The sequence below is a fragment of the Corallococcus sp. CA041A genome, assembly GCF_003612075.1.
Taxonomy (GTDB): Bacteria; Myxococcota; Myxococcia; order Myxococcales; family Myxococcaceae; genus Corallococcus; species Corallococcus exiguus.
The window spans coordinates 1-11,260 of the sequence record NZ_RAWF01000309.1; the positions used below are offsets into that span (position 1 = coordinate 1).

Genomic DNA, 11,260 nt, shown 5'->3' on the forward strand with positions numbered 1-11,260 from the left:
GGGTTGGGCAGCTCTCCCCGGAAGCGGTAGGTGGCCCCTGCGCGCGTCTGGTGGCCCCAGCCGCGTGAGCGCAGGTGGAAGAGCAGGTCGTGCGGCTCCCACTGCTTGAGCGCCGTCTGCGTCTCCTCCGACGCCGGCACGTCCAGTCCGTTGGGGACCAGGATGCCCGTCTCCGCCAGCAGGCGCACCAGCTCGCGCAGCGTGAAGGACTCGATGCCGGTGTTGAACTGGTTCAGCCGCGCCAGCAGCGTGGGGCGGGCCATGTCGAAGAGCAGCGACACCACGCGCCGGTCATGCAGCGCCGCGGTGGCGTGCACCGTGGGGCAGTCCAGCACCGCGCGGCCCTCCGCCATGCGCGTATGAGCGAAGCGTGACAGCTGCAGCGGTTGGGCCGCGTCGAACGTCGCGCGGTGGCGCAGGAACGATGCGGACGCGGGCGTGAGCGTCAGGAGCAGGTTGCCGCGCTCCTCCACCGTCCACGACAGCAGGCCGCCATCTCCAGCCAAGTCCAGCCAGTACCACGCGAGCGTCGTGTCCGAGCCCGCGGCGGCCGGCACCTCCGTCTCGTGGATGCCTCCGTCCGCGAGCGACTCGAAGACGGCGCGCACACCGGGGGCCAGCGGGCCCAACCGCAGTGAGCGGCCAGGGCCCTCCACGCGCGCGTCCTCCGCGTCGGGGCAACGCAGCGCCACACCTTCGGCGAGCGACAATCTCATTCGTGATGCCTCACGGTTCCACACCGTAGAACCGAGTCGGGTTTTCCCAGAGAACCTTTCGTAGACGACTTTCGGTCATCACGTCACGCAAGGACAGCATCGCACCCAGTACATCCTCGCCGTGGTCGAGATGCGGGAAGTCGCTTCCGAAAACCAATCGGTCCTCCGGGAGGTGGCGCATCATGTCAGACAAGTACGGCTCGTCCGGTTCCATGGAAACGAAGCAGTGCTGGCGCAGGTAGGTTGAAGGGAGCTGTCGGATGGTGGCGGAGACCTCTGCACCCACAGCGCGATATTCCTCATCCAAACGCCACGCCCAGTACGGCAGCCAGCCGCAGCCCGCCTCCATGGCGCCAATGCGCAAGGCCGGGTGCCGCTCCAGCACGCCGCCCTGGAGGAGCGCGAGCAGCCCCATCATCAGCTCCATGGGGTGGGCGCACACGTGGTTGGCGAAGCGGGTGTCGAAGCGGTCCGCGCCCGCGGACGGCACGTACACGTGGCCGCTGCCGTGGAGGACCACCGCGAGTGAGAGCTTCTCGCACTCGGACCAGAAGGGCTCATAGGCGGCGTCCGACAGGAGCCTGCCTCCGATGGGGTTGGGGCGCACCATGACGGCGCGCCAGCCGAAGCCCGCGACGCGGCGGACCTCCGCGACCATGGCCTCCGGCTGGTGCCGGCTGATGAGTCCCACGCCACGCAGGCGCTCCGGCTGGTGCGCGCAGAAGCCATGCAGCCAGGTGTTGTAGACGGACGCGAACGCGGTGGCGACGCGGGGCTCGAGCGGGGAGAAGCCCTCCAGGAGCAACGCATAGGTGGGGAAGAGGGCCGCCATGTCCACGCCGTCGCGATCCATCTGGGCCAGGTACACGTCCGGCCGCTGCAGCAACTCATTGCGCCCCAGCTGCGCGTAGGAGCGCGCGGAGAACTCCAGCCAGGCCTTCTCCGGCATGTGGTTCCACAGCGGCTTGCCGTCCACTTCCGGCAGGGGAAGCACGGGCAGCAGGCCCTGGGGGCCCAGCCGCGCCAGGCGCTCCTCCAGCGTTTCTTCCGGAAGGCGTCCCAGGCGGGGCGCGTGCCGGCGCAGGCCGGGTTCCAGTTGCTCCGCCCACAGGCTCAGCGGCTCCAGGACGTGCCGGTCCGCGTCGAAGATGTGAAGGCCGTCGCGCATCCGTCAGGGTCCCCAGCTCGCGAGCTCGTCGCGCACGTCCTTGAGCAGTGCTTCCAGCAGGCCGGTGCGGCGCGCCTGGGTGCGGAGGGCCTGCTCCTCCGAGACCTCCAGCGTACCCGGATGGCCACCGCGCGCGGCCACCTGCCGGTCGCACAGCTCGCGAAGGAATTCGTGGTGCTGCGGCTGGAGCGATTGGAAGCCTTCGCCCCAGCGGGCAACGAAGTCCACCAGCACGTCGCGTGAAGCCTCCGGCACCTCGCGGCGGTCCGGCAGGTCGCGGCTCAGGCGCACGAAGAGGTCCGGGAACACGTCGCGCATCGCGGTGGCGAAGCCGGGCGGGACGTAGACGGGCTGCGTGTCCGGGACGAGGTCGCCCTGGCGCTCGGCGGCTAGCACCGCGTCGAAGTCCGTGAAGAGTCGCTCATGGCGGCGGCGCTCGTTCTGGTTGCGCGCGAGGAAGAACACCGCGCGCGGCAGCATCGCCGGGGCGGTGCCGCGCACCTCCGCGAGCGTGTCCCCCAGCGCCTGTCGCTCGGACGGCGTCAGGGCCCAGGCGGCGGTGGCTTCGCGCAGGAAGCGGTCGGTGACGGCCTCCGGCCAGTGGGGCTCCTCCACCTGGGGCGGGCGCTGGATGCCAGCGATGAAGCCCCGGATGCGCTCGCAGGCGGCGTCCCACGTGGACAGCCGCTCCACCAGGTCGCGAAAGCCTTCGAGCAGCTGGGGCCGCGTCATGCCCAGGGGCATCACGTTGAGCACGATGGCGCCCCGGTCCTTCGCGTGCGCCTTGCGGGGCGTGGCGAGCCGGCCTTCCGCGCGCAGCCGCGTCCACAGCTTGGTGCCGCGCGGAGCCTGGAGCGGTGCCACCACCACCCAGGGCAGGTGCGTGCGCTGGATGTTCGCGTGCAGCGAATCGAAGACCGCGGGCGTGTCGTGGTCAAATCCGACGATGAAGCTGCCCCGGGGCCCGATGCCGTGCGCCTGGATGCGCAAGAGGTCGCCCACGAGGTCCGCGCGCACGTTCTGGTGCTTCTGCGCTTCCTTGAGCGCGCCGATGTCGAAGGACTCGATGCCCAGGACGATGGTGTAGAAGTTCGCGTCCGCCATGCCTTCCAGCAGCGCGGCGTCGCGGCTCAGGTTCATCGTCACCTGGGTGAAGAAGCGCAGCGGACGGGGTAGGGCGCGGTTGAGGGGCACGAGTCCCGCGAGCACCTCCTTCGCGTACGCCGCGTCGCCGATGAACTCGTCGTCCGCGAAGAAGACGCCTTCGGCTCCGAGCGCCGCGTGGGCGCGCACCTCGTCCAGCACGCGGTCCACCGGCTTGTGCCGCTGCTTGCGTCCGTACAGGTAGATGACGTCGCAGAACGAGCAGTCGAACGGACAGCCGCGCGTGGTCTGCACGGAGCCCCACGCGTAGCGCGGGAGGTCCGTCGCGATGGCGTCCCAGCGGGGCAGGGGGCTTTCGTTCAGCGAGGGCTTGTCGAGCTGCCGGTACTCGGGCGCGTACTCGCCCCCGAGCCAGTCCGCGAGGAAGCGCGGCCAGGTGCGCTCCGCCTCGTTGACGAAGAGGGCATCGAAGAAGCCCCGGTAGTCCTCCGGCGCGGCGGAGATGGCGGGACCGCCCGCGACCACGGTGGCGCCCAGGTCGCGGAAGTGCCCGCCCAGGAAGCGCGCCTGGTAGGTGAGGGCGGAGTACATCACCGACACGCCGACGATGTCGTAGTCCGGCAGCTCCGTGTCCGCGCGCAGCTGGCCGTGCAGTTCTTCGTCCCAGATGTCGACGGTGAAGGCGTCCGGCGTGAGCGCCGCGAGCGTCGCGCAGGCCAGCGGCGTCATCGTCGCGCGCTTCACCAGGCCGCGCTCGGGGTCGAAGTCCTCCGTCTCCCGGTCCACGTGCCGCCGGTCGGGGCCGCACTGGACGAGCAGGATGCGAGGCTTGGGTTCAGGAGGAGGCGCCATCGCTCAGAAGTAGAAGGGCACGGGGTTGAGCTGCGCTTCGGTCTTCGGGGCCTTCAGCCACCCCATCCTCACGGGGACGTCATACAGCCGTCCGGGGCCCAGCCGCGGCCAGAAGTGGCGCAGCCCCGGGACGATGACCTTCACGGCGGATACGCCCACGTCGGGCCGTGATTGCTCCACCACCAGCGTCTCCAGTCCCACGCTCGCGGCCCGCGCCACGCACTCGCGCACGTCGTCCCGCAGGTCGTCATGCCACACGCGCGGAAAATCGGCGCGGACGCGCGCGGGGACCAGGTCGTTGGGAAAGAGCCAGCTGACGTCGCCGTGCGCGCTGGCGTCCCAGGGTGACGGCGACAGGTCCTTCGGGTCGTAGCACTGGGCCACCTCCGTGAGCGCGCGCTGCACGGCGAGCTTCGCGTCGAAGTGGCAACCGCACCCGGCCCAGGCCCGGCCGCGCTCCGGCGACCACACGAGCGCGGCGAACACCGGGATGCCCAGGTCGTGCGTGAGGTCCAACACCGACAACTGGAGGCCGAGCGACTGGTAGTGCGCGCTCACGGACGCGAACCACGGCTCGTCGAAGGAGCGCAGGTCCACGCGCGGACGGCGCAGGCGGTTGTACCACCAGAGCGCCACCGCATCGCGCTCCACCAGCTCCAGGAAGCCCTGGAGGATGGCCTCCTCCACGCAGTTGCCCGCCGCGTTCCCGTTGGAGTTGAAGAAGCAGAACGGCCCGTCTCCGAGCGGGGGCGTGGGCGCGAAGAGGTACGCGAACGACGTGGGCACGTACTTGTGGACCCCGTGCGTGAGTGAATACGCGGGGCTCCAGTCCATGGGTTGATCCGCGTACGGATTGGGCACCGCGGTGCGCATGTCGCGGCTCGCGCTTTCGGGCCGGGACTGGAACTGCGCGGCGCTGAAGTGCTGGAGCGCGTCCGGGTGCACGGCCTGCGCACCCAGCTGGGACGCCGTGGCGTGGACGCGGGGCTCGTCGCCCTGGAACACCGCGCTGTAGCGCTCCAGTGCTTCGCACAGCGCGCCCGCGCGGGCCTGGGCCTCCGTGCGGCCCTTGCCGCTGGCCACGCGATGGAAGTCGTCGGAGGCCGGCGCGTCCGTCCACGGGCACACGCGGAAGACGGCGGACTGGATGTGGCCCAGCGGCGCGTCGCCCGGCACCGCGCGCAGGTCGCTCACCACGCCCGTCACCGGGCTGATGAGGTGGCGATGGCGCTCCCAGGTCTGCTCGGGCGTGAGGATGCGGTGGCCGCCGTCGTCGGTGAAGCGCTTGGCGCGCGAGGCCAGCTCCAGGGGCTTCTTCGCGCGCGCCTCCATCCAGTGGGGGTCGCCGCAATCCGGGCACTGCGGACGCCTCGCCACGGCGTGCGATTCCAGCTGCCAGGTGGCGAAGTCCAGCGTCCACAGCCGCGTCTGTCCCGGGCCTCCAGGTCCGTCCACCACCCACCGGGCCACGAGCGTCGCCGCGAAGGACAGCCCCGCCTTCGCGGTGGTGGGCAGGCCCGTGCGCGGCGGGCGGATGGCGCGCGGCGGGGTGCCCTTGCGCGCGAGGTACTTCTCGATGGGGCGGTTGTCCAACAGCCGCGCAGTGAGGCACGTCCAGCAGGCGCGCTCGCCGGGGCCCACCACCGGGCCCGCGTGGCACGCGGTGCCGGACACCTTCAGCGGGAGGAACGCGGCGCCCGCGCTCCGGGCCTCCCGGGCCAGCGCGAGCGCTTCGGTCGACAGGTAGTCGTCCACCAACAGCACGCGGCGGTCGGCGTCCTCGCGCACGTCCAGGCCGGTGTCGCGCAGTGCCTCCTCCAGCCCCTCGCCATCCTCGCCGTCCACCGCGTGCACGGAGACGGACACGTCCAACAGCCGCCCGGCCGCGGTGGCCGCGCCCACGCCCAGCGACTCCCAGAAGCCGGCGACGCTGGCGTCGAAGACGTCGTGTGCCTCCTCCACGTGTCCGCGCTCCTCCAGGAGCGACAGCGCGTAGAGCACCTCCGGCGCGGAGGCCCGTCCCGCCAGCGCGGCGATGACGTTCGCCACGGTGCGCTCGCCATCCAGCAGGGGCACGATGCTCGCGTGCAGCTCCCCCTCCAGCAGGAACTGGGCGCGCTCCCCGACGAGGAACACGCGCCGCGCGTCGAGCACCTCGGCGCGCAGGTGGGGCTTGATGCGGAGGACTCGGTCCATGGGCAGGCGGGCGAGCCTAACCGGGGCCCGCGCTCGTGGATACGACCTGGCCCGGCCTTCCGGGGGCCTGGACTCCGCGTGGTAGAACGCCGCGCATGGCCCGCATCCCATTGACGCAGAGCGCGCGTGTGTCCCCGGCGTCCCTCCACCCCCCGCTCCGGAGCCGCGCCGCCACAGGCAAGGTGGAGGTCACGCTGCTGTTGCGTCACGGGACGCCGCTGCCCACGGTGGAGGAGCTGTGCGCGAACCCGCCGCGCCGCCCGCTCACCCACGACGAGTTCGAGGCGAAGTACGGCACGAACCCGAAGCACCTGGCCGCCGTGCGGCGCTTCGCGAAGAGCCATGGCCTCACCATCACCTCCGAGCGGCGCGACCGGAGCTACGTCGTGCTCCAGGGGTCCACGGCCGCGATTCGCAAGGCCTTCGCGGTGGACCTGCGGCGCTACACCTACGGGAAGACCTCCTACCTGACCCACACGAAGCCGGTGTGCCTGCCGCGCGCGCTGCAAGGCGTGGCGGAGTGGGTCCTGGGCCTGGACACCCGGCCGCTCGTCACCCACAACGCGGCAGCGCTGCCCATCCCCGCGGAGATGGCGAAGCAGGCCGGGCTGCGCACGTACACGGCGCCCCATGTGGCCAGCCTCTACCGCTACCCCCGCAACCAGGGGGAGGGCCAGTGCGTGGGCATCATCGAGCTGGCGGGCGGCTACAAGCAGTCGGACCTGGATGCGTACCTGAAGTCGGTAGGGGTGGAGCGCACGGCGCCGGTGGTGAACGTGGGGCCGAACAAGGCGGGGCTCCTCAACACCGCCTCCAACTCGGAGGTCACGATGGACGTGGAGTTGGTGACCTCGGTGTGTCCGGCCGCGCGCGTCGTCGTCTACAACGCGGGGTCGAAAGACTACTCGCTGCGCGACTACCACCGCGTCCTGTCGGAGGCCATCAGCGACCGGGAGAACCGGCCGTCGGTGCTGACCACCAGCTGGTCCTTCTACGAAGGGTCGCTCATCCAGCAGGGCGAGGAGCTGGCCTTCGAGCGGCTCTTCATCGAGGCGGCGCTCCTGGGCATCACTGTGTGCGCCGCGTCCGGAGACCTGGGCTCGCAGGTGCCGGTGAATGCCCGCTCACCCACGGGCGCCATCACCCTGGCGGCGACGAGCTACCCCGCGGCGAGCGCGCTGGTGCTGGGCTGCGGCGGCACCACGCTGGAGGCGGTGGGGGATGTCCTCCACCACGAGCGCGTGTGGAACCGCCTGGGCGAGGCGATGTCCATGGGCCCCAGCTCCACGGCCGCGGGCGCGAGCAGCGGCGGCGTCAGCACGATGAACGCGCTGCCGCTGTATCAGCACGGCATGGGCGTGCCGCACCTGGTGAAGTCGTCGTGGAAGAACGGCGTGTTCGAGGTCTCCCGCAGCACCGGCCGCGGCGTGCCGGACGTCGCGGCGAACGCGGACCTTCACACGGGCTATCAAATCGTCTTCAAGGGCCAGCAGGGCGTGGCCGCGGGCACGAGCGCCGCGGCGCCCATGTGGGCCGCGCTCATCGTCCGCCTCAACGAGGCGCTGGGGGAGCGCGTGGGCTTCCTCCACCCCCGGCTGTACGCGCTCGTCACCGAGGGACAGCCTGTCATCCGGCGCATCACCCACGGCGGCAACGGCGCGTACTTCGCCAGCGACGCGACGTTGTGGAACGCGTGCACGGGCCTGGGCACGCCGGACGGCGAAGCGCTGCTCGCGGGCTTGCGCAGGCTCCAGCGTCGCAAGCACTGACGGCCTACACCGCGAGGACTCCTGGTCATGGGGCTGCGCGCCAACCTGAAAGCACTCGTGATGAGCGGAACAGCTTTCAGCCTGATGTTTGGGTACTTTGCCTGGAGCCTTCACGGCACGGAGCAGGCACTGCTGGCCCGGCCGACGGTGCCGGGGCGCATGCTCGCGATCTCGGTGGAACTCGGGGTCGGGAAATCCAGAGACTACTGGAGCGTGAAGCCGCGCTACGCCTATGAGATCAAGGGCCGCTCGTATGTCGGCGAGGACCTGTCCAATTCGCCTCCGAGGGAGTACCGGCTCTGGAACCCCCAGCCGAGCCCGGAGCTGACGCAGTATCTGGCGCGCTACCCGGTGGGCGCCACGGTGCCCGTGCACTACGACCCAAGGATCCCAGGGCGCAGCGTGCTGGAGGTGAACACGGGCGCCGCACTTGGCTTCACGCTGGCCTCGGCGGTGGCGGGCCTGGGCGCGGTGCTGCTGTTCTTGTGGTCCCGACGCGCCGGTTCGCACGCGCGCTGAAGGCCCGGCGTCATCCGCCGGGCCGTGTCGCGTCCCGGATTACTCCAGGATCTGCTCCATGCTCAGGAAGGGCCGGGCGGCGGGGATGTTGCGGCCCTTGCAGACCTCGATGAACTTGTTGGATTCGATCATCTGGGGCGCGGTCTCGTCGTACTGGAGCACCATCACGTGGCGCAGCCAGGGCTCCTGGCCCATGGCGTAGATGAAGACCTCTTTCGGATTGAGGTGATTGAGGATCTCCGTGGCGCGGGCGCTGTCGGAGCCGTTGAGCCGCCGCGACTGATCCATCTTGCGAGGCAGGGGCTGGCTGAGCAGCGGGCCGTACATCCAGCTCATCGGGCCGCCTTCGCACTCCATGCCCAGGTAGAGCGCGTCCAGCGGGCCCACCAGCTTCGACAGGTGCTGGTACATGCGCGGCTCCAGCGCGTTGGAGTCCGCGGCCATCAGCATGGAGCGGCCGGCCAGCCGCACCAGGTGCGCCGTCTTCGCCTGCACCGCCAGGTCGCTGTGCTCGCCGATGAAGGGGATGCCCATCAGCGACCCGCCGGGGATCTGGATCTCCTGCAGGTCGTCGATCTCGATGACGTTCTTGAAGCCCGTCTGCTCCAGCACCAGGCGCAGCGAGGGGTCCGCCAGCGAGTACGCGTTCGAGCGCGGCACCACGATGGTCCCGATGCGGTGACGCAGCTGCAGCAGCGTCTCCATCATCAGGTGGTCCGCGTGGCCGTGGGTGATGAGGACGTAGTCGATTTTCTCCGGCAGGTCCGCGTGGGTGAAGCGCCGCTGGTCCGTGGGGAACTCGTAGCTGATGACGGGGTCGGTGAGGACGGACACCTCACGCGTCTCCATCAGCACGCACGCGTGGCCGAAGTAGCGCACACGCACGCCGGAGCCGGTGTACGGCTCGGGCTTGCGAGGGGCGGTCTCCGTGAAGAGGTCCGCGAAGGCCTCCGAGGCGGTGGACGGCACGCCCAGCATCTCCGCCACCTGCCCGGGGCTGCCCGGCGTGTGGCGCATGCGGAAGAGGGCGTCGATGCCCTCGTGCTTGTAGGGCACCTGGAGCCACAGGGGCGAATCGCCCTCCAGGCGCGGGGTGCTGAAGACGTACTTGCGCGCGTCACCGGCCACGCGCATCAGCGAGATGCTCTGCGCGGATTCCTTGTAGAGGCTGCTGCGGTAGAGCAGGGGCTCCATGATGCGGGCGTTGGCGCGGTGGGCCAGGTCGTAGTGCAGCTCCACGAAGCCGCGGAGCATGTCCGGCACCTTGGCGTAGAGCGGCTCCAGGGACTCGCCCTTGGAGCTGGCCAAGAGCTGCTCCAGGTCCGACACGGCCTTGGTGTAGGCCAGCATGTCCGCCTGCTCGCGGGTGGTGCGGTCGAGCAGGGCCTTCACCTCGTTCACGCGCGACACGGGGTGGTTGATGAAGGGGCCGCCCATCAGCGCCGGGTTCTGCAGCGCGGCCACGTGCACGTCCGGGTTCGCGACGAACGACTGCATCAGCTTCAGGTGCAGGCGGGAGACGAACAGCGGCGCCGTGGCGGGCGAGATGAGGTACCACCAGACGTACCACTGGTTGAACAGCGGCTCGATGGCGACATCGGGCTTCAGGTACATCGGGCGGTCGAGCATGGAGGTCTCGCGAAGGTGGGTGCGCAGGCCCCGGGCAGGCCCGGGAGCACGCAGGCCCGCCAATGTCGATGATTCCCGCCCTGACTTCAAGGTGCCGACTTCCGGGCCAGACCTGGAAGGCGGCGGTGGGGCGCGTGGAGACGACGGCGCGGCGGAGTGCGCGGTTCATCGCGTCTCCTTCGCGTGGCGCTTGGCGAGTTGCTGCTCCAGTTCTTGGCGAAGCCGTTCCGCGCGCTGGGGTTCAGGAGGCTGGTAGGAGGTGGCCAGGAAGGACATGAGCGTGTCCATGTCCGAGGGCGCCAGCAGGCGGGTGTCGCAGCCGGTGTCGGGCTTCAGGCGCGATGTCTCAGTTCATGACGCCGAGAAGAACTGGGAGCCACGGGCCCTGCCTGTGCTGAGCGCCGAAGAGGTGCAGGGCGACGTCGGCAGTCTCGGGGAGCGCTGCACGTATCGGGGCGGACGCCTCGTGCATCCGGGCTCCGTCTCACGCAAGGACCCGCCCTGCCAGCCGCGGGTTTCGAGAGCGCGCTGAATGGGATGTCAGAAGCAGGGCGAACCTGGCGTCGAGCGCCGTCCCATGCTGCTCGAATTGGCGGTGGGTGATGCCTATGGCGCGGGCTTCGAATTCGCGCCGGGGATGCACGGCCGGGCAGGGGCTTGCCGCCTGTGCAGCCGAGCGCTCCACCCCGTGTAGCGGGCTGCACACCCGGCGGGGGCGCGGGGCGGCGGCCGGGCCCAACCCCTCGGAAGGAGGGGGGCTTCCCGGCTGGCCCTGTTGGTGCACTGCTATCGCTCCATGTGCCGGGAACGCGCAGCCCCCCCTTTTGACGGCCTTCGCGCCGCCCAGCCCAGCGAGCACACCCGCTGGCTGGTGGAGCCCGATGAGCCCGCGCTGCGCGAGCTGCTCCACGCGCGCTACGCCGGGAGCTACTCCTACCGCTTCCTCCATGAGCCTGGAGGGGCCTCGCGGCTCTGGAGGGCCGGCGCGCTGCTCAGCCTGGGGGAGTTCGACGCCCAGGGCACGCTCCTCTGGCACACGGGGCTGTGGTGCAAGCCGGGGCGGGACTCCCTGGATTCGGGGCTCTCCATGGCCCTGCCTGGCCGGCGCACCGCCATGGACCGCTCCGAGCACGAGCGGCTGTGGAGCCACCTCCTGGAGCTGCTCATGGCGCGCGTGGGCTTCCTGCACCAGCAGACGTCCACGTTGCACCTCATGGCGCAGCGCTACGCGTCGCGCTTCATGCGGGCCGTGCCGGTGGGCCTCATCGTCGACTACACCGAGGGGGAGACGCTGGTGGGGGTGGAGG

9 protein-coding genes are annotated in these 11,260 nt (G+C 70.6%); 3 read left to right on the forward strand and 6 right to left on the reverse strand.

All coding sequences use genetic code 11. The features are described 5' to 3' along the window. The 4 genes from D7V77_RS36165 to D7V77_RS36180 form a co-directional block, all read right to left on the reverse strand. Positions 1–716, reverse strand: a 716-nt coding sequence (locus tag D7V77_RS36165) for a hypothetical protein (RefSeq protein WP_199733950.1), incomplete at its 3' end; no start/stop codon positions are given. 10 nt (positions 717–726) lie between these two features. Beyond that, on the reverse strand, positions 727–1,884 hold the full coding sequence (locus tag D7V77_RS36170; RefSeq protein ID WP_120580818.1) for an amidohydrolase family protein: 1,158 nt from the start codon (positions 1,882–1,884) through the stop codon (positions 727–729). Between the two features lie 3 nt (positions 1,885–1,887). Then, positions 1,888–3,840 (reverse strand): radical SAM protein, encoded by a 1,953-nt coding sequence (locus D7V77_RS36175; RefSeq protein ID WP_120580819.1) that lies wholly within the window; start codon positions 3,838–3,840, stop codon positions 1,888–1,890. Between the two features lie 3 nt (positions 3,841–3,843). Continuing rightward, positions 3,844–6,036: a TOMM precursor leader peptide-binding protein gene (locus D7V77_RS36180; RefSeq protein ID WP_120580820.1), complete on the reverse strand. Its 2,193-nt coding sequence runs from the start codon at positions 6,034–6,036 to the stop codon at positions 3,844–3,846. A 95-nt stretch (positions 6,037–6,131) separates the two neighbouring features. Between D7V77_RS36180 and D7V77_RS36185 the strand changes: the two genes are divergently transcribed. Together D7V77_RS36185 and D7V77_RS36190 are read left to right on the forward strand one after the other, a co-directional pair. Beyond that, positions 6,132–7,805 carry a protease pro-enzyme activation domain-containing protein gene (locus D7V77_RS36185; RefSeq protein ID WP_120580821.1) on the forward strand — a complete coding sequence of 558 codons (1,674 nt, stop codon included), beginning with the start codon at positions 6,132–6,134 and terminating at the stop codon, positions 7,803–7,805. Between the two features lie 27 nt (positions 7,806–7,832). After that, on the forward strand, positions 7,833–8,324 hold the full coding sequence (locus D7V77_RS36190; protein ID WP_120580822.1) for a DUF3592 domain-containing protein: 492 nt from the start codon (positions 7,833–7,835) through the stop codon (positions 8,322–8,324). Between the two features lie 39 nt (positions 8,325–8,363). On the opposite strand, the gene D7V77_RS36195 is transcribed toward D7V77_RS36190, so the two are convergent. Then, positions 8,364–9,953 carry an MBL fold metallo-hydrolase gene (locus D7V77_RS36195; protein WP_120580823.1) on the reverse strand — a complete coding sequence of 530 codons (1,590 nt, stop codon included), beginning with the start codon at positions 9,951–9,953 and terminating at the stop codon, positions 8,364–8,366. A gap of 165 nt (positions 9,954–10,118) precedes the next feature. Next, the gene (locus D7V77_RS45615) at positions 10,119–10,241 is read right to left on the reverse strand and encodes a hypothetical protein (RefSeq protein WP_255424690.1); all 123 of its coding nucleotides are present in this window, start codon (positions 10,239–10,241) and stop codon (positions 10,119–10,121) included. Between the two features lie 508 nt (positions 10,242–10,749). Between D7V77_RS45615 and D7V77_RS36205 the strand changes: the two genes are divergently transcribed. Continuing rightward, a partial coding sequence (locus D7V77_RS36205) for a hypothetical protein (RefSeq protein WP_147452271.1) occupies positions 10,750–11,260 on the forward strand: 511 nt, incomplete at its 3' end.

Excerpts from the sequence above, each read along its gene's own strand:
- D7V77_RS36170 (WP_120580818.1), bottom strand. The coding sequence starts at position 1,884 with ATGCGCGACGGCCTTCACATCTTCGACGCGGACCGGCACGTCCTGGAG.
- D7V77_RS36175 (WP_120580819.1), bottom strand. The coding sequence starts at position 3,840 with ATGGCGCCTCCTCCTGAACCCAAGCCTCGCATCCTGCTCGTCCAGTGC.
- D7V77_RS36180 (WP_120580820.1), bottom strand. The coding sequence starts at position 6,036 with ATGGACCGAGTCCTCCGCATCAAGCCCCACCTGCGCGCCGAGGTGCTC.
- D7V77_RS36185 (WP_120580821.1), top strand. The coding sequence starts at position 6,132 with ATGGCCCGCATCCCATTGACGCAGAGCGCGCGTGTGTCCCCGGCGTCC.
- D7V77_RS36190 (WP_120580822.1), top strand. The coding sequence starts at position 7,833 with ATGGGGCTGCGCGCCAACCTGAAAGCACTCGTGATGAGCGGAACAGCT.
- D7V77_RS36195 (WP_120580823.1), bottom strand. The coding sequence starts at position 9,953 with ATGCTCGACCGCCCGATGTACCTGAAGCCCGATGTCGCCATCGAGCCG.
- D7V77_RS45615 (WP_255424690.1), bottom strand. The coding sequence starts at position 10,241 with ATGGACACGCTCATGTCCTTCCTGGCCACCTCCTACCAGCCTCCTGAA.